18 protein-coding genes are annotated in these 21,229 nt (G+C 53.2%); 7 read left to right on the top strand and 11 right to left on the bottom strand.

The features are described 5' to 3' along the window. Positions 1–218 precede the first annotated feature (218 nt). Both B0B12_RS10650 and B0B12_RS10645 read left to right on the top strand, forming a co-directional pair. A complete protein-coding gene (locus B0B12_RS10650; RefSeq protein ID WP_076668722.1) occupies positions 219–1,664 on the top strand; it encodes an aldehyde dehydrogenase in 1,446 nt (481 codons plus the stop codon). A 57-nt stretch (positions 1,665–1,721) separates the two neighbouring features. Then, a complete protein-coding gene (locus tag B0B12_RS10645; protein WP_076668720.1) occupies positions 1,722–2,591 on the top strand; it encodes a RelA/SpoT domain-containing protein in 870 nt (289 codons plus the stop codon). 17 nt (positions 2,592–2,608) lie between these two features. On the opposite strand, the gene B0B12_RS10640 is transcribed toward B0B12_RS10645, so the two are convergent. The 4 genes from B0B12_RS10640 to B0B12_RS10625 form a co-directional block, all read right to left on the bottom strand. Next, positions 2,609–3,412 (bottom strand): YybH family protein, encoded by an 804-nt coding sequence (locus B0B12_RS10640; protein WP_076668718.1) that lies wholly within the window; start codon positions 3,410–3,412, stop codon positions 2,609–2,611. Between the two features lie 212 nt (positions 3,413–3,624). After that, the gene (locus tag B0B12_RS10635; protein ID WP_076668716.1) at positions 3,625–5,859 is read right to left on the bottom strand and encodes a S9 family peptidase; all 2,235 of its coding nucleotides are present in this window, start codon (positions 5,857–5,859) and stop codon (positions 3,625–3,627) included. Positions 5,860–6,021: 162 nt separating this feature from the next. Then, the gene (locus B0B12_RS10630; protein WP_076668714.1) at positions 6,022–7,524 is read right to left on the bottom strand and encodes an OmpP1/FadL family transporter; all 1,503 of its coding nucleotides are present in this window, start codon (positions 7,522–7,524) and stop codon (positions 6,022–6,024) included. Positions 7,525–7,541: 17 nt separating this feature from the next. After that, entirely contained in the window at positions 7,542–8,732 is a 1,191-nt protein-coding gene (locus B0B12_RS10625) for a hypothetical protein (protein ID WP_244554677.1), read from the bottom strand. 263 nt (positions 8,733–8,995) lie between these two features. Between B0B12_RS10625 and proS the strand changes: the two genes are divergently transcribed. From proS to floA, 3 genes are all read left to right on the top strand, one after another. Next, the gene (proS, locus tag B0B12_RS10620; protein ID WP_076668709.1) at positions 8,996–10,474 is read left to right on the top strand and encodes a proline--tRNA ligase; all 1,479 of its coding nucleotides are present in this window, start codon (positions 8,996–8,998) and stop codon (positions 10,472–10,474) included. A gap of 197 nt (positions 10,475–10,671) precedes the next feature. Further along, positions 10,672–11,145 (top strand): NfeD family protein, encoded by a 474-nt coding sequence (locus B0B12_RS10615; RefSeq protein WP_076668707.1) that lies wholly within the window; start codon positions 10,672–10,674, stop codon positions 11,143–11,145. Between the two features lie 9 nt (positions 11,146–11,154). After that, positions 11,155–12,141 (top strand): flotillin-like protein FloA, encoded by a 987-nt coding sequence (floA, locus tag B0B12_RS10610; protein ID WP_076668705.1) that lies wholly within the window; start codon positions 11,155–11,157, stop codon positions 12,139–12,141. A gap of 61 nt (positions 12,142–12,202) precedes the next feature. Here floA and B0B12_RS10605 read toward each other — a convergent pair whose 3' ends face one another. Together B0B12_RS10605 and B0B12_RS10600 are read right to left on the bottom strand one after the other, a co-directional pair. Beyond that, positions 12,203–12,946: a PKD domain-containing protein gene (locus tag B0B12_RS10605; protein ID WP_076668703.1), complete on the bottom strand. Its 744-nt coding sequence runs from the start codon at positions 12,944–12,946 to the stop codon at positions 12,203–12,205. A gap of 155 nt (positions 12,947–13,101) precedes the next feature. Next, entirely contained in the window at positions 13,102–13,938 is an 837-nt protein-coding gene (locus tag B0B12_RS10600; protein WP_076668701.1) for a hypothetical protein, read from the bottom strand. A 98-nt stretch (positions 13,939–14,036) separates the two neighbouring features. Between B0B12_RS10600 and B0B12_RS10595 the strand changes: the two genes are divergently transcribed. After that, positions 14,037–15,020 (top strand): isopenicillin N synthase family dioxygenase, encoded by a 984-nt coding sequence (locus B0B12_RS10595; RefSeq protein ID WP_076668699.1) that lies wholly within the window; start codon positions 14,037–14,039, stop codon positions 15,018–15,020. A gap of 136 nt (positions 15,021–15,156) precedes the next feature. Then, entirely contained in the window at positions 15,157–16,326 is a 1,170-nt protein-coding gene (gene chrA / locus B0B12_RS10590; protein ID WP_076668697.1) for a chromate efflux transporter, read from the top strand. Between the two features lie 107 nt (positions 16,327–16,433). Here the strand turns inward: chrA and rfbA are convergent, their stop codons facing one another. The 5 genes from rfbA to prmC form a co-directional block, all read right to left on the bottom strand. Further along, positions 16,434–17,300, bottom strand: a complete 867-nt coding sequence (rfbA, locus tag B0B12_RS10585; RefSeq protein ID WP_076668695.1) for a glucose-1-phosphate thymidylyltransferase RfbA — start codon at positions 17,298–17,300, stop codon at positions 16,434–16,436. Positions 17,301–17,458: 158 nt separating this feature from the next. After that, a complete protein-coding gene (rfbB, locus tag B0B12_RS10580) occupies positions 17,459–18,508 on the bottom strand; it encodes a dTDP-glucose 4,6-dehydratase (RefSeq protein ID WP_076668693.1) in 1,050 nt (349 codons plus the stop codon). A gap of 2 nt (positions 18,509–18,510) precedes the next feature. Beyond that, positions 18,511–19,542: a UDP-glucose 4-epimerase GalE gene (gene galE, locus B0B12_RS10575; protein WP_076668691.1), complete on the bottom strand. Its 1,032-nt coding sequence runs from the start codon at positions 19,540–19,542 to the stop codon at positions 18,511–18,513. A 51-nt stretch (positions 19,543–19,593) separates the two neighbouring features. Then, positions 19,594–19,902, bottom strand: coding sequence for a PH domain-containing protein (locus tag B0B12_RS10570; protein ID WP_212564613.1), 309 nt, complete (start codon positions 19,900–19,902; stop codon positions 19,594–19,596). A gap of 293 nt (positions 19,903–20,195) precedes the next feature. Next, positions 20,196–21,050: a peptide chain release factor N(5)-glutamine methyltransferase gene (gene prmC, locus B0B12_RS10565; protein ID WP_083704183.1), complete on the bottom strand. Its 855-nt coding sequence runs from the start codon at positions 21,048–21,050 to the stop codon at positions 20,196–20,198. Between the last annotated feature and the right edge of the window lie 179 nt (positions 21,051–21,229).

The raw sequence follows: 21,229 nt of genomic DNA, 5'->3' as shown, positions 1-21,229 counted from the left end.
TGCCTGAATCTGGTGGCCGCTCTAATGTATGTCTGCAATTATTTTGACATACTCGTGGAGTATCCGATGTCAGTTAAGTACTTCGTGTCACTTGCGGTTGTTTACATTTTAGCGGAGCCTTTCAGAAAAGTTATCCTGAAGCAACTTAGGTTTACTTTAGAGAAATTTAGGCGCTAAAAATTATTCATTACTCATTATTTATTATTAATTCTCAAGCTTTGCAGCACATCCATAACTACATCGACGGCCAGTTGGTGATGCCTGTGGCAGGGCAGTACATCGACAACTACAACCCTGCTATCGGCGAAGTATACTCGCTTATACCTGACTCTGACGAACAGGACGTGGGACAGGCGGTACAGGCGGCGCTAAAGGCTTTTCCTGCCTGGTCGAACACGCCTGCCGAGAAGCGGGGTCAGATTCTAATGCGCATTGCCGACCTGATTGACCAGAACATGGATAAATTGGCCGAAGCCGAGTCTATTGACAATGGCAAGCCACTGAAGCTGGCGAAGTCGGTGGACATACCCAGGGCGAGTAGCAACATGCGCTTCTATGGCACGGCTATCCAGCATTTCGCTTCGGAGGCGCATTACATGGAGGGCACCAACGCCTTCAACTACACCGTGCGTCATCCGCATGGGGTGGTGGGCTGCATTTCGCCCTGGAACCTGCCGCTATACCTGTTCACCTGGAAGATAGCCCCTGCCCTGGCCGCAGGCAACTGCGTGGTGGCCAAGCCATCGGAAGTAACGCCCATGACGGCTTACATGCTGTCAGAAATTTGCATAGAAGCGGGTTTGCCGGCAGGCGTACTCAACATTGTACATGGTTACGGGCACAAAGTAGGCGCTGCCATGACGGCGCACCCCAAAGTACCCGTCATTTCATTCACGGGCGGCACGGCCACGGGTCGCACTATTGCGTCTGTAGCGGCCCCGATGTTCAAGAAACTGTCGCTGGAACTGGGCGGCAAGAACCCCAACATCATCTTTTCCGACTGCGACTTCAACAATGCCTTGCATACCTCCATTCACTCTTCTTTCGCCAATCAGGGACAGATCTGCCTCTGCGGTTCCCGCATCTTTATTGAGCGGCCTCTGTACGAGAAGTTCCGCGACGCTTTTGTGGAGAAAGTAAAGGCCATACAGGTGGACGACCCGATGGAGGAAAACTCGAAAATGGGCGCGGTCGTGTCGGAGCAGCACATGCAGAAGGTGCTCTCCTACATTGAGCTGGCCAAGCAGGAGGGCGGCACTATCCTCACGGGTGGGCACCAGGTGCAGGTCGAGGGACGCTGCCGGAACGGCTGGTTCATCGCCCCGACCATCATCGAGGGGCTGCCCTACAATTGCCGCACCAACACCGAGGAGATCTTCGGCCCGGTCGTTACGCTCACCCCTTTTGATACTGAAGAGGAGGTGATCCAGTACGCCAACTGTACCGACTACGGCCTCTCCGCCACCATCTGGACGCAGAACCTGCCGCGTGCACACCGCGTCGCGCACCAGGTCCATTCCGGAATCATCTGGGTCAACACCTGGCTCCTCCGCGACCTGCGCACGCCGTTTGGCGGCATGAAGAACTCCGGTGTGGGGCGTGAGGGCGGCTTTGAGGCGCTGCGCTTCTTCACGGAGCCGCAGAATGTTTGTGTGAAGCTGTAGGCACTTAACCCTTTCCCCCATCCGAAGCGTTTTATCAAATAAGACAATACGCTTCGGATGACCAACCACAACCTACCTGACAAAGCCACAGTGCCCTTTATACTGACAGCGCTCGGTGTAGAGGAAGAGAGGCTGCGTGCGCAAGGTATAGCCCCGGAGACGCTGGCTACTATTTATAACGACTTTGTGCAGCGGCAACAGGAGCTGAATACCATCGGTGCACAGGTTATTGCCACGTTGCAGCAGGCAAGGGAAGTGCATGTGCTACGGTATAGGGTAAAAGACCCGCTCCACCTGCTCCGCAAGGTCATTCGGAAGAAGGACGAATACCCCGAGCGCTCCATTGACGGGCTAAACTACATGGATTGGATCAACGACCTGGTAGGCGTGCGGGCCATACACCTGTACAAAGAGGCTTGGCGAACAACGGGGCAGTTCATACAAGACGTGTGGGAACTGAAACGGCCTCCGATTGCCTATGTACACCCTGAGGAGGACAAGGCTGTTGTGCAACAGTATCAGGAGGCAGGTTTCGACATCAGGCCCCACAGCAACGGCTACCGCGCCTTGCATTACGTCATCAGCACCCAGCCTTACAAACAGCGCTATTATATCGAGATACAGCTGCGCACCCTCTTCGAGGAAGGCTGGAGCGAGATTGACCATGCTATTCGCTACCCAGACCAGCATTGCAATGCCATTGTCAGGGATCTGCTTACCATACTCAACCGCTTCACGGGTCAGGCAGACAGCATCGCCACATTCATCCAGATCATGCTGGAGCAGATTCAGACCCGTATACCGCTTTCTATGGAGCAGCATCACCTTCTCCAAGATCAGCTTGCGGCACTTCCCATTACGGAGGAGGAAAGGCAGAAGCTCCTCCAGCACCTCAAACGGCTTTCAGCAGGTGATCAGACTCCTTAGTGCTGGCCTATGCCCTTTTATGACTTTCTGTTTGGCACCAGGTTATGCGCCACCAGTCGCCACTGCCCGTCGAGCACTTTCCATACCTTCAGATAATAACCTGTCTCTGCATCATGATTTTTTCCCCGGGTATAGCTGCCGTAGGTATAGGCCATATCCGCTGCGGATGAGATGTCAGAACCAATTGTGGTGTAATAGATATTGGCGGCTGGTTCTATGATAAGGTCTTTATACCTGACCGGATAATGTCCCGCACGGTAGACCAAGGTCTCCTCGTGATAAGGCTGTACCTGTTGCGAATCCCTTGCTAACAAATCCTGCTCTGTTCCCGCGCCCGTTTCTGTCTTTGCAGCGGGCTGGTAGGCCTCCGGTTTTATCAGCTCAACCGGATACGAGCTTCCCTGGTCGATGGCCACTTTCCACTGCCCGTCCGGCTGCTTCTTCCATACCGACAAGTAAAAGCCAGCGCCTGCCGGGTTTGCATCATCAGGCTTTGCCCTGAACTCGTAGGGCCCAGTCGTATAGCCCCAGTCCAGTGAGCTGGAAATATCAGCATAGGCGGGGTACCAAGAGAGCTTAGCGCTGCTCTCCGGTCTACTGCCATAGCCTTTTTTGCCGTTTACCGGTTCAGGCAGGAACACAACCGCGTCATCTGCCAGGTTCTCTATAAAGGCCGCTCGTATACCTTTCTCCACAGAGGCTGTTGCAAAACGTGTCTCAGCTTCGACCAGACTGGCGAGTGCTTTATCACGGTCTTGCCCCGGGCTCTGGAAAGCACATAGCAGCATCAGCAGTAGGGACAGGGGAAATGATTTTTTCATAGTGAACAGGTATAGCTATCCTAAATTTAGTGGATATATGCTGAGTGTCCGCTGCTAGTCACTCATTTTAACCAGTGCTTCACTTATATTTTCACTCGCTAAAAACAGAAAGGCCCGCCATTGCTGGCGGGCCTTTCTGTTCAGGTATAGGTTTCGGACTTTACCTAGGTATAGCAACCCGCTATACCTATCAGTCTTTTGTCGAAAACCAATTACTGGTTCTTCTCAGTAGTCGGGTTGATCAGGTTGCGCTCCAGGAAATCGGTCATCATGGTGAAGCGGTGCAGGCTGGTGATGCCGCCGCCCACGCCGTGGTTACGGTTCGGGTAATAGAAGCTCTCGAACTGCTTGTTGGCGCTGATCAGGGCGTCTTGCATCTCTACCGCGTTCTGGAAATGCACGTTGTCATCGCCGGTACCGTGGATGAGCAACAGCTTGCCCTGCAGTTTGTCGGCAAAGAACAGCGGGGAGTTGTCGTCGTAGCCAGAGGCATTTTCCTGTGGAGTCTTCAGGTAGCGCTCAGTATAGATCGTGTCGTAATAGCGCCAGTTGGTCACCGGAGCTACCGATATACCTGCTGCGAACACACCGTTGCCTTTGGTCAGGCCGAGGAGCGTCATGTAGCCGCCGTAGCTGTGTCCCCAGATGCCGATGCGGTTTTTGTCCACGTACGACTGGTTGCCCAGCCACTTGGCCGCTTCAATCTGGTCTTCGATCTCGTACTTGCCCAGGTTGGCATAAGTCACTTTTTTGAACTCAGCGCCACGGGCACCGGTACCGCGGTTATCCACGCTCACCACAATGGCTCCTTTGTTGGCCAGCACCTGGTACCACAAGTAGTTGGCGCCACCCCAGCTGTTGTTCACCGTCTGCGAGCCTGGACCGCCGTATACAAACATCAGCACCGGGTATTTCTTGTTCGGGTCGAAGTTGGTTGGCTTGATCATCCAGCCGTTCAGCTGCGTGCCGTCAGAGGTCTTCATGGTGAAGAACTCCTGCTTGGCAATGTTGTACTCGTTCAGGCGGTTGCGCAGCGCCTGGTTGTCCTCCAGCACTTTAATCAGTTTGCCGTTGTTGGCTGTGTGCAGCGCTACAGTTGGCACTTCGTTGGCAGCAGACTGGTAGTCGAGGAAGTACTTGAAGTCGTTGCTCATGTTCACGCGATGCGTACCGGCTTTCTCCGTCAGGCGGGTCTTCTTCTTACCTTTGCTGTTGATGCTGTACAGGTGGCGCTCCAGCGGCGACACCTCTGTAGACATGTAGAACAGGCGATCGTTTTTCTCGTCGTAACCGATATAGCTACTCATCTCCCAATTGCCTTTCGTGATCTGGCGCACCAGTTTGCCGTTCATGTTGTGCAGGTACAGGTGGTTGAAGCCGTCCTTCTCCGAAGAGTGAATGAAGTGCTTGCCGTCTTTCAGGTAAGTCAGGTCGTCGGTGATGTCGATGTAGGCTTTGTCTGTTTCCTTCAGCACCACGTTGGCTTTGCCGGTTGTGGCGTTAGCGTGCAGGATTTCGAGTGTGTTCTGCAAGCGGTTCATCTTCTGGATCGAGAGCAGGTTGCTGTCGTTCGTCCACTTGACGCGCGGGATGTAAATGTCGGTCTCGTTGCCGGTGTCCATCTTCACGGTCTGACCGTTGCCAACATTGTACACCGAAACGGTCACAATGGAGTTGGCCTCGCCTGCCTTCGGGTACTTGAACTTGTAGTCCTGCGGGTATAGCTCGCCCCACATCTGCATGTTGAACTCCGGTACCTTGGTCTCGTCGAAGGTATAGAAGGCGATTTTAGAGCCATCTGGTGACCAGTGGAAGCCCTGCGCAAACGAAAATTCCTCCTCGTATACCCAGTCCGCATAGCCGTTGATGATGGAGTTGAACTTACCAGTATTAGTGATCTGCTTCTCCTGCATGTTGCTCAGGTCCACGAAAAACATGTTGCCTTCGCGGGCAAAAGCCACGCGCTTGGCATCTGGCGAGAAGGTAGCGTATAGCTGCTTGCCGCCGTTGCTCAGCTTGGTTAGCTTTTTGGAAGCGATATCATACACATAGAAATCAGCCTTTGAAGAGCGGCGGTAGATCTGCTCGCGTTCGGTCGAGAAAAGCACCTTCTTCTCGTCTGAGCTAAAGGTATAGCCATCGAACTTGATCGGCTTGTCGCTGCCCTCCGGCTTCAGGTCTTCGCCCTCGATAAGGGTGTTTACCGCCTGGCCCGTCGTCACGTCGTAGCGCACAATGTCGTTCACGCCGTTCTTCTCGTCGGCCACCTGCCCGCTGTAGTAGCGACCGTCGTTCATCCAGTTCACGCCGTACACCGATTTGGCCGAGAAAGTGCCCTTGCGGTAGATGTCCTCCAGCGTCACTTCTTTTTTCTGCTGCGCCTGTGCCACAAAAGCAAAGCATAAAAGCACTACAGCCAGAAAATTTGTTTTAAGATTAGTATGCATGTGTATAAGGGTTGTTAGCATTCAGTTTGCTAATTTATCAGAATTATGTGGTTTTGCCATACCCTGTCGCTAAAACCATGCCTCCCACAGGTATAGCCCAACAAAAAAGCGGCATCCCTTTCGGAATCTGCCGCCTTTCTGAAAACAGGAAAAAAATCTTGCTTAAAAATTATACCCGAACGTCAGCATGACAGTGTTGAGCTTGTCTTCGATGTCTACCACCGGCACAAACACTGACGGATCGTTAAAATTGTACGGGCTGTACAGGCTGTTTGCTGTGGAGCTGGTAAAGGCCACGTCAGCATAGTATTTGTTCAGCCGTATACCTGTGCCCAGCGTAAAGGTGTTTATTTTTCCGTCGAAGTCAGCATTGCGATAAGGGTCGCCGGTAATGGCATAGCCTGCTCTGAAACGGAAGACTTCGTAGCGTCCCTCAGCCCCTATCCTGAAGTTAAGCGCTGACTGGTAGGTACTGGAAATGCGGTCGTTTATGCTGTTGAAGTAGCTGCTGTTTCCGCTGAAGTCGTCATCTTCGGAGTAACGCATGTTGGCGTAGTTCACATACTCTATGTCTGCCGAAATAAAACCGTACTTCTGCAGGAAGAAAGCCGCACCACCCGATGCACGGAAAGGAGTAGTTAGCTTATAGCTAAACTCGCCCGGCAGCTCTGCCGCATTGTAAGTTTCGCCTGGCAAAAACTGGGAATACATCGAGCGCTGGTAGGTTTCATTGAAATTATAAAGCGTCGGCGTCTGGATCGTTGCCCCCAAGCGAATGACATCGGATGGACGAACGATGACACCCAGTTTCAGGTTAACGCCCGTTCCCCGTGTTCTAAACTCGTCACGCAACTCCAAGCTGGTAAAATCAGAATTGGTGCTGGCTTCAGTTTCTCTAAAAATCCGCTCCTGCCTGAAGTCCGAGGAAATCACGCCAAGTGAAGCGCCCAGGTATATTTTGTCACGGTAGCTGGTACCTCCGGCTATGTCAATCTGGTTTTGAGAACCCCTTCTAATAATTTCCTCCGCCTGGTTGATTTCACCTTCACGATAAGTAGGTATAGCAAAGCCGTCTTCGTCGAAATCGAAAAGGAAGGTTCCATAAGCCAGTCCCTCCATGGTCGTGAATCCGTTATCGAACTCATTGTCCAGATCGGTTTCGGTGCGTCCACGTAGGTTTGCCAGCTCGGTGAAGTATTCTACTATAGTTGGATCTTGCCCGCCAGCTGTGTTGCGGTAAGAAGTGCGGTTATTGAAATTATTGAGCCTAGTAAAGCTCAAACCAAAAGTGGCGCTGCGCCAGTCGCTGTCCTCGTTGGACTGGCGGTCGGCAAACACGATGCCGATGTGAGGTACGCCCACATTGTTCCGCTCGTCATTCGTTGAGATTCCCCCAACACGCCCGGTAGAAGTGGAGAAGCCAAGACCCGGGGTGATGCTGAATTCAGAACGTCTGAACATGCCCAGACCTGCTGGGTTGGAAGCTATTGTGGATACATCTGCTCCGAGCGCGGTCTGCGCTCCTCCTATACCTTGGATGCGTGCAGACCCTGTCAGTCCGTAACGGGTGTAGCGCAGTGCGTCTACCTCGTCTTGGGCAAAGGCGGTTCCGCCCCAGCCCAGCATAAGCGCCAGGCTGGCGGAAACAATCTTATTTACTTTCATGGATTAGTGGTTAGTGGTTAGTTCCCTCCTCTACTTCCGCGGCCACCGCCGCTTGAGTTAGAACGCACTGGAGGGCTTGATACACCAGAATTTCTGGATGGTGGAGAATAGCTTGGCTGCGAACGCTGCACGGGCTCACTGCGCTGATAACTTGGTTGCGAACGCTGTACCGGCTGGCTACGCTGGTAGCTTGGCTGTGAGCGCTGAATCTGCTGACGCTGCACAGGCTGCTGTATTCTCTCCTGGCGCTGTGTTGGCTGTTGCTGTATGCGCTGCTGACGCTGACGTGGCTGCACAGACGGCGACACGTATTCTTCTCTTGACTGGTTGATGCGCTGCACAGGCTGCTGACCTTCCGGCTGCTGGCGCGACGGCCTCACCTGCCCGCTCTGCGGATCGTAACCACGGTTGGTAGTTGCCGGTCTGGCTGGCAAAGCACGACCCGTATTATCTCCTGCGTTAATTTCCTGGCTTCTTGAGTTCGTATTGCCATTGGCACGCTCTGTTCTGCTCGGACGGGCGTAGTCTGCACCTTGTGTGGCGCGCTGCTCGTTGCTGATGGCCTCAGATCGGTTCGGACGTCCGCTTACGCGTTCCGGGTTACCCGTTGCCGGCACCACACTGCGCTCACCGCGCGGTCCGTACTGCACTTGTCGCGGCTGAACTACTAGCGGACGATCGTAGATGAAGCGGTTTCCACCATAGTAGCCACGATTATACCCGTGGTAGTAACCGGCATAGTAGTTATTGTATGGCCAGTATCGGTTACCCCAGAACGGATCATACATGCCATAGTGGTGTCCCCAGCGGTTCCAGCCAGAGCCCCAGCCCATACCCAAACCAATGCTCACCCTCAGACCGCTTCTGCGCACAAAAGGGTCATAGAAGAAAGGATCATAATATGAACTGTAAAACGGATCGTAGAAGAAGGGATCATAGTAAGGACTGGCGCGGTGCACGTAGCTGCTTGTCCAGTAAGGATCCACATAGGCATAATTGGGAGTATTCCAAGTTGCCTGCGGACGATAGGTACGCCCGTCGTAGTACTCGTCGGCAGCGTAGTTTTGCGTTACGTCATCAGCGGCGACCTGCTGATTATCCTCAGCGGAGGCGTATTGCTGCTGCTGGGATGCCTGCGCCTGGGGCTGCACGTATTCGGTTCGGTCAGATGAGCTGTAATACATATCATCATATTCCGTCGACTGCATAGCAACCGGGCTGCTGCAACCAACCGCGAAAAGTGCAATCACAGGGGCTATTGCGGTGTATATGTTTAATTTTTTCATGGCCTTCTGTGGATAAAATGCTTCTATATCAAAGATATAAACACAATAGCGCAAAACCTTATCAATAGTATAATATATTAACGTAATTTTGAGCCAGAATGATATTAAATCTTCACTATGCTGAAAGCAATATTCATTCCAAAAAGATTAATAATTACTGATATAAGATAAATATTTTTTCTGATATGAGCAAAGGGCTGCCAAAAAGAAGCGAGGACTATTCGCTATGGTATAACGAACTGGTAAAAAAAGCCGGTCTGGCGGAGAATTCTGCGGTGCGCGGCTGCATGGTGATCAAGCCGTACGGCTACGCTATCTGGGAAAAAATGCAACGCCAGCTGGACGACATGTTCAAAGCAACCGGCCACGAAAACGCCTATTTCCCGCTGTTCGTACCCAAGAGCCTGTTTGAAGCCGAGGAGCAGAACGCTGAAGGCTTTGCCAAGGAATGCGCCGTGGTAACCCATTACCGCCTGCAGAACGACCCGGACAAGCCCGGCAAACTTCGCGTGGACCCCAATGCTAAACTCGAAGAGGAGCTGATTGTTCGTCCTACCTCAGAAGCTGTGATCTGGAACACTTACAAAGGCTGGATCCAGAGCTACCGCGACCTGCCTATCCTGGTAAACCAGTGGGCGAACGTGGTGCGCTGGGAAATGCGCACGCGTCTGTTCCTGCGTACCGCCGAATTCCTGTGGCAGGAAGGCCACACGGCCCACGCCACTTCCGAGGAGGCCGTTGCCGAAGCGGAACAGATGCTGGAGGTATACGCCACCTTCGCTGAGCAGTATATTGCCCTGCCAGTGGTACGCGGTGTAAAGACAGAGAGCGAGCGCTTCGCCGGCGCGCTGAACACCTATTGTATTGAGGGACTGATGCAGGACGGCAAGGCGCTGCAGGCGGGTACTTCCCACTTCCTGGGCCAGAATTTTGCCAAGGCCTTTGATGTGAAGTTTGCCACGAAAGAAGGCGGCCTGGAGCACGTGTGGGGTACATCCTGGGGTGTGAGCACACGCCTGATGGGCGCACTCGTAATGGCCCACTCCGACGACGAAGGCCTCGTACTCCCTCCAAAGCTGGCGCCTATCCAGGTAGTGATCGTGCCGATTTACAAAGGCGACGAGCAACTGGCCCAGATCAGCGAGAAGGTACTGCAACTGAAGAAAGAACTCGAGGCGAAAGGCATCAGCGTGAAGTTCGACAACCGCGACACCGAGCGCCCTGGCTTTAAGTTTGCCGAGTGGGAGTTGAAAGGTGTGCCGGTGCGCATCGCCATCGGAGCCCGCGACCTGGAGAACGGCACCGCCGAAGTGGCCCGCCGCGACACCAAAGAGAAGAGCACCCAGCAATTCGATAGCCTGGCGACACTTATACCTGCCCTGCTCGACGAGATACAGGAAAACATCTACAACAAGGCACTGACCTTCCGCGAGGAGAACACCACCAAAGTAGACTCCTACGAAGAGTTCAAGCAGGTAATCGATACCAAGGGCGGTTTTGTGCTGGCCCACTGGGATGGCACACCGGAGACAGAAGAGCGCATCAAAGAAGAGACAAAGGCCACGATCCGCTGCATCGCCCTCGACACGCCGGAAGAAGACGGCGTGGACATGATCACGGGCAAGCCATCGAAACGAAGGGTATACTTCGCGAAGGCTTACTAATTGCTAATAATTTTCGGCATTCGAACATAAAAATCGCCGCTTCCCAGACAGGGAAGCGGCGATTTTGCTTTAAAGTCATTCTAGTTTTTGTCTAATGCGATGGCCACGTATAACTTTCTACCCAAATTGCATCCAACAATTAACAATCAACAATAAACAATTATTTTACTATATTTACCTAAACCTACTCCGAAACTATGCTCATAGACTGGCTTACAGTAGTGCTGCTCATCGTCATTGGTCTTGTCCTGATCGTAGTGGAACTCATTTTTGTGCCGGGCTTTACCATTGTGGGCATTCTGGGCTTTCTACTGGTGGCCGTCGGGGTCTGGATCAGCTATGCCGCTTTGGGCACCGAAACCGGTCATCTGGTGTTGGCGGGATCCGTGCTGGCTGGTGGCCTGACGATCTTCTATAGTTTCAGGTCGGACGCCTGGTCACGGTTTGCACTCAAAGACAGTAACAAAAGCCGGGTGAACGAAGAGAACCCTCACCTGCTGGAAGTAGGCGAAGAAGGTATAACTGTATCGGCACTGCGTCCACAGGGTACGGCCATTTTTAAGGAGCGGCGCCACGAAGTGCAGACAGCCGGCACTTTTCTGCCACCCAACACCCCGGTGCGCATCATCAAAATAGTAGCGAATAAAATCACAGTCGAAGCAATTACCTAAAACAACTCAATGGAAAATTTTTCAATCTTATTCCTTATTGCGGGCGGCATCATCCTGCTGTTCATTTTCCTTTACTTTGTTCCCATTAGCCTCTGGATCACGGCTCTTTTCTCAGGCGTTAAGGTTGGGTTGCTGGAGCTGGTATTCATGCGTATCCGTAAGGTGCCACCGAGCCTCATCGTCAACTCTATGATCAACGCCACCAAAGCAGGTATAGACGTGACCACCACCGAGCTGGAGACCCACTACCTGGCCGGCGGTAATGTTCCGAACGTCATCCGGGCGCTCATTTCAGCAGACAAAGCCAACATTCCGCTTTCTTTTAAGCAGGCCACTGCCATCGACCTGGCCGGTCGTGATGTGTTTGAGGCCGTTACCACTTCTGTAAACCCGAAAGTGATCAATACGCCCAATGTGGCCGCCGTAGCCCAGGACGGTATTCAGCTGATCGCCAAAGCCCGTGTGACGGTGCGCGCCAACATCATGCAGCTGGTGGGTGGTGCCGGTGAAGAAACCATTCTGGCCCGTGTGGGCGAGGGTATCGTGACCTCGATCGGTTCATCTGCATCGCACAAGAGCGTACTCGAAAACCCGGACATCATCTCGAAACTGGTGCTGCAGAAAGGCCTGGACGCAGGCACAGCCTACGAAATCCTGTCCATTGACATTGCCGACATTGATGTGGGCGAGAACATTGGCGCCAAACTGCAGATTGACCAGGCAAGCGCCGACCTGAAAGTAGCCGAGGCCAAGGCAGAGGAGCGTCGCGCCATGGCCGTTGCCGTAGAGCAGGAAATGAAAGCCAAAGCACAAGAAGCACGCGCCTCCGTAATTGCTGCCGAAGTGGAAATTCCACAGGCCATCTCAGCGGCCTTCCGCAACGGCAACCTCGGCATCATGGACTACTACAAAATGCAGAACATCCAGTCCGACACCGACATGCGCAACTCCATTGCCCACCCAGGCCAGGGCGGGCAGAATAAACCGAAGGAGTAATTCATATCTAGTCAAAAAATGAAAAAGGGCTACCCATATGTTGGGTAGCCCTTTTTCATTTTTAAGGCAACTCGGCTCTAAATTTTACTACTAGATGCGAGCCCCAGTCGTCTGTGCCGCGCTGGTATGCAAAATGGCCCTCCTTCGTTTCTTTATCAAGGTGAAACCTGGAGCTGCCCCCACCTACATAATTATGTGCGATTAGCCTGTCAGCCTTGTTTTCTTTTTGATCATAGAAACTAAAGAATGGGTAATTATAATGCCTGAATTCACCACCAACTGGTATGCGATCTACTGCAAAGGTCAAGGGCAATTGATCTCTGGATACGTTGTACTGAGTATCACTTGTGTATATAACCTGCTCTGCATTGTTTTCATATGTAGCCACTTGCAGGTATACATCAGGGTTGCCTTCAGAAGGAGCGGATATGTCGCCGCCCTCTAAGGCATAGTTTTCAAGATAACTGCGCAGCTCTACCTCGTAGGCATATAGCTGCGCCACTTTTACCACTTTTATTATCGTTTTGGCCTGGCCGTTGGTATATGTTGTAAGCTTTACAGTATAGCTCCCCGGCTTTTTATAGGTAAACATATCAGGGATGCGGGATGTAGATGTCTCGCCATTTCCAAAGTCCCACTTATAAGCATCAGCCTGGCTTACATCCGTAAAGGCAACTCCCTCCCATGCGGTATAAAACTCTTCCGGAATAGTAAACTCAGGTGTGGGGACGACAACGGGATCATCTTTTTTGCAGGAAGCCAAGAGAGCTAGTGCCGCAACGGCAGCAAGTAGTTGTTTTCTCATGTTATCAGAAGCGGTTAAAGGGTTTCGTTTTTTGGCAGCACACAATGCACTGCTCAGCAAAACATTAATTTTGAGCTATATAGCCAAAACTATACCAAAAAAAGCCCGCGATGATGGTCGCGGGCTTTTTCTTACTTTATCTTTTTCTGAAGATCCTAGCTTTCTTTCAGCGTGATGGTGCGCGTTACGGTGTTGTAAGGACCAGGTATAACGGCGCCGGCGTTGTTGATCAGCTCCAGCTTGATGGTCGTTTCGCCCATTGGCAGGCCTTCGATGATGTGCGGCATCCACTTGTCGAGGATGAACTCGTTGCCGTTGATCGTGGCGCGTACCTTGTTGCCAGTCGTCGACAGGTCAGTGTTCACCAGATAGAAGTCCAGCATGATGCGGCGGGTGTCGCTGCCCACGTACTCGCCTTTCGGACGGCTGTAGAACATGTGCTGTCCCTTCAGGTCGAACTCCATGCGCTGCTGTGGTCTGCCCACGGTAACCATGCGCAGGTCATAGGCACCTCTATGCTTTAAACTTTCGTGGTAAGAGCGTGAAATGAATGAAAGCACCACGTGCTCGCCTTCCTCCATCTCCTTTGTGAATGAAGTCTCGTAATGAGCAGTGTAAGGCTCGTTGTCTACGATGTTATGGATGTGCTGTCCTTCTTTTGAGTTGGCCATAAACTCCGAGTTGGAGTGAGGCGTCATGCGCGTGAGCTGGAAGTTAGACAGTTCGTACACAAACTCAACCGGGCCAGGCTGCACCACACCGTTCTCGGGCGGCGTATTCAGTCGGAGCTGAGACTCCGGGTATTTCTGCGAATCGTCGAAAGCGAAAACACGCAATCCGCCTTTGCTCATCACAGCTCCCGTTGGAGTAGGCCCTGTCGTGGTGGCCATTACCGGGGTGCGCGTTTCATCATCCTGCATCTGACGCGTGGTGTCGCAGGAGGCAAAAGCCAGCATAAGGGCTGAAGCAAAGAGTAAGTAGGTTTTTTTCATCTAGAGAGGGTTTGAATTAGCAAATAGCCAATATACTGTTTTTATTTGTATATTGCGCACTACGTAATATTAACGTAAAAGTATACAAAAAAGACTATATGAGCGAGATTTTGTTTGATGAAGTTCCTTCATTGGACTTAGCTGATTTTACATCAGGAGATGAAGGACGCAGAGCACGGTTTGTGCAGCAGTTGGGAAGCGCTTATCAGAACATTGGCTTTATCGCCCTGAAAAACCACGGCCTGAGCGATGACCTGACAGAAAGACTATACGCAGCCGTGAAGAAGTTTTTTGCCTTGCCAGATGAGGTGAAGCAAAAGTACGAAAACCCGGAGCTTGCCGGCCAGCGCGGCTATGTGGGCAAGGGCAAGGAAAAGGCCAAAGGCTTCAACACCGGCGACCTGAAAGAGTTCTACCACGTGGGACAGGAACTGAGCGGTATACCTGACAACGACCCGATCAAAGCAGAATACCCGGCCAACATCTGGCCAGCCGAAGTACCAGAGCTTCAGGAAACCACCCTGGAGGCCTATACCAAGCTGGAGGCAGCTGGCAAGCAGGTGCTGCGCGCCATTGCCATTCATCTGGGCCTGGAAGAGACTTACTTCGATGAGAAAGTGAAGTACGGCAATAGCATTTTGCGCCCGATCCACTACTTCCCGATCGAGAACCCGGACAGCGTGCCAGCCGATGCAGTGCGTGCCGCCGAGCACGGCGACATCAACCTGATCACGCTACTGATGGGCGCCAGCGCCGACGGTCTGCAGGTGCTGCGCCGCGATGGCAAATGGATCCCGATCACGGCCCTGCCAGAGCAGGTGGTGGTAAACGTGGGCGACATGCTGGCCCGCCTGACCAATAACAAGCTGAAGTCGACCATCCACCGGGTGGTGAACCCGCCGCGTGAGCTGATGCACACTTCCCGCTACTCTATTCCGTTCTTCATGCACCCGCGTTCCGAAATGGATCTGACCTGCCTGGAGAGCTGCATAGACGAGCAGAACCCGAAAGCCTACCCGGATGCCACTGCAGGCGAATACCTGAACGAGCGCCTGGTAGAACTGGGACTTAAGAAAGCCTAAGAAGGTATAGGGATTTGAACAAAGGGCAAAACACCTGTGAATTGTTTAGTGAATTAATTATATCTATATATTTATTATTAAAATAAAAAAAGAGGGATAGCTGGAAGCTGTCTCTCTTTTTTTATTTTTACCCGTTATGAGCCTGCGCTACTACATCTTCCTGAAAGACGTGCTGCTACTTGCGCTTACCGCGTTTGGGGGACCGCAGGCGCATATCGCGATGATGTTTAAGTTGCTCGTAGAAAAGCGACGCTATCTCTCTGACCAGGAACTGATAGAACTGAATGCGCTTTGCCAGATTCTGCCCGGTCCAACCTCCACGCAAACCATAACGGCCATCGGTTTTAAGATCGGCGGACCTAACCTGGCTTACCTCACCCTGCTCGTCTGGATTATGCCCGCCGCTACCACCATGGCACTGGCTGGCTTTGTGATCTCCTACCTGCAGGAGAATAATATCTCGCTCCATTTCCTCAGCATCGTACTGCCTATGGCGGTCAGCTTTGTGGCCTATGCCGCCTGGAAGATCAGCGTGAAAGTGGTCACCACTAAGATAGCCGTTGTGCTGATGGTATTTGCGGCGATACTGTCGTACTTTTTCCGGTCCCCGTGGGTATACCCGTTGCTGTTGATTTCCGGTGGCGCTGTGACTGCGCTGCGCTTTAAGCAACACCCCCAGGAAAAGGACAAGAAGTTGGACATCCAATGGGCCAACTTCTTTTTGTACGTAGGCGTGTTTATACTTGCTGCGGCGCTGGGTGGGGCGACTTCGTCGTTGCCCGTCAGGCTATTTGAGAACTTCTACCGTAACGGCAGCATGGTTTTTGGCGGCGGACAGGTACTGGTACCGCTGATGTATACCGAGTTTGTGCAGTTTAAAGGCTATCTGACCGGAGAAGAGTTTTTGTCGGGTTACGCCATTGCGCAGGCACTGCCGGGGCCGACCTTTTCGTTTACCGCCTTTGTAGGCAACCTGGCCATGCGCGAGTATGGTATAGCCGGTCAGTTTTTAGGCTCGTTTGTGGCTACAGTGGGTATTTTCCTACCTGGCACCTTCCTCATCTTCTTTGTTATCCGGTTTTGGGACGGGCTTAAAAAGTACCGGGTCGTTCGGGCTTCGCTGGAAGGTATAAGTGCCGTCAGTTCCGGCATGGTAGTAGCAGCCGCCATCATGCTCTACCACCCGATCGATAACACGCTGCTCAACTTCGGTATAGTGGTTATTACGTTTGCCCTGCTGATGTTTACCCGTATACCTGCGCCAGTCCTGATCCTGACAGGCTTATTACTAGGGTTTGTGATATAGGTGAAAGATGTTGAGTAAACAATGTATTACACCTGCTATACTCCACTAGCAGCATCTAATTGACCCGGCCTACTTACCGGCCCACTCTCAAACTTGTAAAAAAACTACTACCAAGGCTGCTTCTCCTTCATAATGCGGAGCAGGTATTCGCTCTTGCGCAAGGGCTCGGCTGCGGCCTTTAGCTGCTCGTCGTTGATGAAGCCCATGCGCCAGGCCACTTCCTCGACGCAGCCGATTTTCAGGCCCTGCCGCTCCTCGATCACCTGCACGAACGTGGCCGCCTGCATCAGCGACTGGATGGTGCCCGTGTCGAGCCAGGCCGTGCCGCGGTTGAGCACGCCCACCTTCAGCTTGCCCCTGCGCAGGTACTCGCGGTTGACGTCGGTGATCTCGTACTCGCCCCGCGCGCTGGGCGCCAGACTCCTGGCAATGCCCACCACCTCGTTGTCGTAGAAGTAGAGGCCCGGCACGGCGTAGTTTGACTTGGGTACATCTGGCTTCTCCTCGATGGAGACGGCCCTGCCTGAATTGTTGAACTCAACCACCCCGTAGCGCTCCGGGTCCTGGACGTGGTAGGCGTAGACCACACCCCCGTCGGGGTCCGCGTTCTGGCGCAGCACACTTCCCATGCCTGCCCCGTAGAAAATGTTGTCGCCCAGCACCAGGGCCACCTTGTCCTCTCCGATGAACTCCTGGCCGATCACAAAAGCCTGCGCCAGCCCGTTGGGCACCTCCTGCACCCTGTACTCAAAGCGGCAGCCGATCCTGGAGCCGTCGCCCAAGAGTCGCTCGAAGAGCGGCAGGTCGTGGGGCGTGGAGATGATCAATATCTCCCGTATCCCGGCCAGCATGAGCGTCGAGAGCGGGTAGTAGATCATGGGCTTGTCGTAGACGGGCATGAGCTGCTTGCTCACGGCCAGCGTCAGGGGGTGAAGCCTCGTGCCGGAGCCCCCGGCCAGGATGATGCCTTTCATGCTTTGATTGTTAATTGCTGATTGTTGATTGCTATTCTACAATACCACAATACCAGTGTTCTTTCCTTGCTATCGATGCCGCTGCGTCGTCAGCTGCTGCCACAGCCAACTGTTGTTTTATACCAACTTTAAACAATTGGCAATCAACAATCAGCAATTCATCTCTCCTCGTACTGCTTGCGGTAGTAGTCGCGGTAGTGGCCCGAGGTGACCTCCTCCAGCCATTGCTCGCTTGCCAGGTACCAGTCCACGGTCTTGCGCAGCCCCTCTTCGAAAGTCACCGATGGTTTCCAGCCCAGTTCGTTCATCAATTTCGAGGAGTCGATGGCGTAGCGGGCGTCGTGGCCGGCGCGGTCCTTCACAAAGGTGATCAGCTTCCGGCTAGAACCCGGCTCTCTCCCCAGCTTCTCGTCAATCACATCGCAGAGGAGCTCTACAAGATCCAGGTTGCGCCACTCGTTCACCCCGCCCACGTTGTAGGTCTCTCCCACTCTCCCGCGGTGGAAGATACTGTCGATGGCCCGGGCGTGGTCCAGCACGTAGAGCCAGTCACGCACGTTCTCGCCCTTGCCGTAGACGGGCACCGGCTTTCCATTCTTTATATTGTGGATGGCCAGCGGGATGAGCTTCTCGGGGAAGTGGTTGGGGCCGTAGTTGTTGGAGCAGTTGGAGAGCTTCACCGGCAGGCCGTAGGTGTGGTGCCAGGCCCTGACGAAGTGGTCCGAGGCGGCCTTGGAGGCCGAATAGGGCGAGCGCGGGTCGTAAGGCGTCTCTTCCGTAAACAGCCCCTCCTCGCCCAGCGAGCCGTACACCTCGTCGGTGGAGACGTGGTAGAAGAGCTTGCCCGCGTAGTCACCGGCCCAGGCGCGGCGGCAGGCCTCCAGCAGGTTCACAGTGCCCAGCACGTTGGTCTGGACAAAGGCCATGGGCCCGGCAATCGAGCGGTCCACGTGCGACTCGGCCGCCAGATGGATCACCGCCTCGAACTTGTGCGCTCGGAAGATCTGCTCCAAAAAGGCCGCTTCTGTGATATCGCCCTTGAGGAAGGTATAGTTGGGCTTGCCCTCCACGTCCGAAAGGTTCTGCAGGTTGCCCGCATAGGTCAGGGCGTCGAGGTTGAAGACGTGGTAGTTTGGGTAAGCTTCCACGAACAGCCGCACCACGTGCGAGCCGATAAAGCCCGCTCCTCCTGTGATCAGTAGGTTCATTGCTATACCTGCTCTGATGTATTCTGTAAATGCATTTGCCAGTCCCAGGCGCTCTTCATGGCTTCCTCTAGCGTGCTAGTGGTTTTAAAACCTAACTCTTCGGTGGCTTTGGTCACGTCGGCGTAAATCTTGGGCACATCGCCCGGACGACGAGGCCCGATTTTGTAGTTCAGTTTCTCACCGGTGGCGCGCTCGAAAGCCTGCACCGCTTCCAGAACTGTGTTGCCTGTGCCTGTACCCACGTTGAAGAACTCGATGTTATCAGCCTTGCCGGACAGCAGTCGGTCGATGGCCACCACGTGCGCTTTGGCCAAGTCCACCACATGCACATAGTCGCGGATGCAGGTACCGTCCTGCGTGTCGTAGTCATCACCAAAAATGGTCAGCTCCTGGCGTATACCTGCTGCTGTCTGGGTAATGAAAGGCACCAGGTTATTTGGAACGCCAAGGGGCAGTTCGCCTATTTTAGCTGATGGGTGTGCCCCGATCGGGTTGAAGTAGCGCAGGGCAATGGTATGTATGTCGCTACCACTGGTCGCCAGGTCAGTCAGAATCTCCTCGCAGATTTTCTTGGTGTTGCCATAAGGCGAGTTGGCTTTCTGAACCGGCGTCTGCTCCGTTACGGGCAGTTCGGCAGGTATACCGTACACAGTGCAGGACGAAGAGAATACCAATTTGTCCACTTTAAACTCTTCCATCACCTGCAGCAAAGCCACCAGCGAGCCCACGTTGTTGTGGTAGTACTTGAGCGGCTCCGCCACCGATTCGCCCACAGCTTTGTAGGCGGCAAAGTGGATGACACCTGCTATACCTGTTTCCTGTTCAAAAACCTGGCGCAACGCTGCCGCATCCGTACAATCGATGCGGTGGCAGATGACCTCGCGGCCCAGTATGTCGGCTATACCCTGGAGCGAGCGCTCTTCGGTGTTAGAAAAATTGTCGATAATAATGGGCTCGTAGCCCGCCTCCACCAGCTCGACTACGGTATGCGAACCGATGTAGCCCGCTCCTCCTGTCACTAAAATTTTCTTCATATAATTTGTTTTCAAGCCTGTTAGAAGCTCTTTGATTTGGCAGCTGACTGCCTATTTTTTAACAACTTGTATGTTCCGGTTGATGGCCAGCAGATCGGCGATCACTTCCTGATTGCTTTCGGGCGCGATGTATAGTTCATCGAAGCGGTTGTAGCGGATTACCAGTCCCTTTGTGGCGAGCGCCGGTTTCATCCCCACCCACTGGGTTATTCCTTCCACTAGCTGCGTTACTTTCTCCACCTCTACTGCTCCTTTCCAAGGGCCGGACTTATACCTGAGCCTGCCGTCTTCGAGCCAATAGGCGGTGTCAAAATAGATCCAGGCAATCAGCCCAATCGGTGCCAGCAGGGGTAGCAGCATGTAAGGTTTTGCCGTAAAAGCTTCCTAGTCCAGCAAAAAAACCGCAACCGGCAGCAAGAGCATACCGACTAGCAGAAACTTGATCAGGCCACTTCTTTTCGCGGCGTATACCTTTGGCTGATTCATCCCGACGCATTTACCACACCTCCACTATACCTATCCAGACTTTGCAGACTGGCTTGTTGTATAACGGACGCACACAAAAATATAATATTTAAATGTATTTCTTATTACAACTGGCCGGGCTCGAGTGGTATTGCAAGGCAAGCCGCTGTTGCAAGCGCTGACAAATCCTACAGTTCCCCTGTCACGATTCTGTCTTTGCCGAAAAGATCCTGCACCACCCGCGCCTTCGTGAAACCTGCCTGTAACAGCAATTGCCGCACTTCTTCGCCATACTGCTCGTTTATTTCGAAGTATAGCCGGCCGCCTTTTTTGAGCAGCGCTGTCCCGATCTCTGCTATGCGCCTGTAATACTTCAGCGGGTCTTCGTCAGGCACGAACAGGGCCAGATGCGGCTCGAACGCCAGCACATTAGTACGCATCAGGGCTTTTTCCTGCTCCTTCACATAGGGCGGGTTGCTGGTGATGATGTCCAGGGAATGGGACGCTATACCTAGTACAGGCTCGAACACGTCCTGCTGCAGCCAGGCTGCCGGTAGTTTTAACTGACGGGCATTGGCACGGGCTACTTGCAACGCTCCTTCTGACAACTCCAGCCCATATACCTTATCAACCTCCAGATTAGCAGCAATGGCTAAAGGTATACAGCCGCTGCCGGTACAAATGTCCAGCACCTGCAGGCCGCTAAGGCCACGATGCTCGCGCACGACCAAATCGACCAACTCCTCGGTTTCGGGCCGGGGGATGAGCACGCGTTCGTCCACCTGCAGGTCGAGGCCATAGAAGTGGGCGGTGCCGAGCACGTACTGCACCGGCTCCTGTTTTTTTAACCGCTCCACCGCCTGTTGCACCTGCGTCTCCTGCTCCGGATCTAATTCTTGCTGCTGTGCCAGACTCAGCTGCATGCGGTCTAGCTGCAGCACATGCTCCAGCACCAGCTGTGCAATGGCGCCGGCTTCCGGTTCAGGGAAAGCCGTTTGTATACTTTCGCGGATGTACTGCGATGTTTGCTGGATGGTGGCCACAGGTATAGGTTTTGAGTGATTTTCGGTACCTTTGCAAAAGTAAAATTTTATTGCGTATAAGTATCCGAACCAAAGAACTTTAGGCAAGGGATAAAAGACTTTTAAGTATCAGGCTACCTGCATCCGGAACGTATAAAGTCCCCGATTGAAGGCCGGTGCTAAATATCTGAAAACCTTTT

Source organism: Pontibacter indicus, from assembly GCF_900156345.1.
GTDB classification, from domain to species: Bacteria; Bacteroidota; Bacteroidia; order Cytophagales; family Hymenobacteraceae; genus Pontibacter; species Pontibacter indicus.
The sequence above is the reverse complement of the archived record's forward strand: the minus strand, read 5'-3'. Positions and strand labels throughout refer to the sequence as shown.

Coding starts and splice junctions, on each gene's coding strand:
- B0B12_RS10645 (WP_076668720.1), top strand. CDS start 1,722: ATGACCAACCACAACCTACCTGACAAAGCCACAGTGCCCTTTATACTG.
- B0B12_RS10640 (WP_076668718.1), bottom strand. CDS start 3,412: ATGAAAAAATCATTTCCCCTGTCCCTACTGCTGATGCTGCTATGTGCT.
- B0B12_RS10635 (WP_076668716.1), bottom strand. CDS start 5,859: ATGCATACTAATCTTAAAACAAATTTTCTGGCTGTAGTGCTTTTATGC.
- B0B12_RS10630 (WP_076668714.1), bottom strand. CDS start 7,524: ATGAAAGTAAATAAGATTGTTTCCGCCAGCCTGGCGCTTATGCTGGGC.
- B0B12_RS10625 (WP_244554677.1), bottom strand. CDS start 8,732: ATGCAGTCGACGGAATATGATGATATGTATTACAGCTCATCTGACCGA.
- proS (WP_076668709.1), top strand. CDS start 8,996: ATGAGCAAAGGGCTGCCAAAAAGAAGCGAGGACTATTCGCTATGGTAT.
- B0B12_RS10615 (WP_076668707.1), top strand. CDS start 10,672: ATGCTCATAGACTGGCTTACAGTAGTGCTGCTCATCGTCATTGGTCTT.
- floA (WP_076668705.1), top strand. CDS start 11,155: ATGGAAAATTTTTCAATCTTATTCCTTATTGCGGGCGGCATCATCCTG.
- B0B12_RS10605 (WP_076668703.1), bottom strand. CDS start 12,946: ATGAGAAAACAACTACTTGCTGCCGTTGCGGCACTAGCTCTCTTGGCT.
- B0B12_RS10600 (WP_076668701.1), bottom strand. CDS start 13,938: ATGAAAAAAACCTACTTACTCTTTGCTTCAGCCCTTATGCTGGCTTTT.
- B0B12_RS10595 (WP_076668699.1), top strand. CDS start 14,037: ATGAGCGAGATTTTGTTTGATGAAGTTCCTTCATTGGACTTAGCTGAT.
- chrA (WP_076668697.1), top strand. CDS start 15,157: ATGAGCCTGCGCTACTACATCTTCCTGAAAGACGTGCTGCTACTTGCG.
- rfbA (WP_076668695.1), bottom strand. CDS start 17,300: ATGAAAGGCATCATCCTGGCCGGGGGCTCCGGCACGAGGCTTCACCCC.
- rfbB (WP_076668693.1), bottom strand. CDS start 18,508: ATGAACCTACTGATCACAGGAGGAGCGGGCTTTATCGGCTCGCACGTG.
- galE (WP_076668691.1), bottom strand. CDS start 19,542: ATGAAGAAAATTTTAGTGACAGGAGGAGCGGGCTACATCGGTTCGCAT.
- B0B12_RS10570 (WP_212564613.1), bottom strand. CDS start 19,902: ATGCTGCTACCCCTGCTGGCACCGATTGGGCTGATTGCCTGGATCTAT.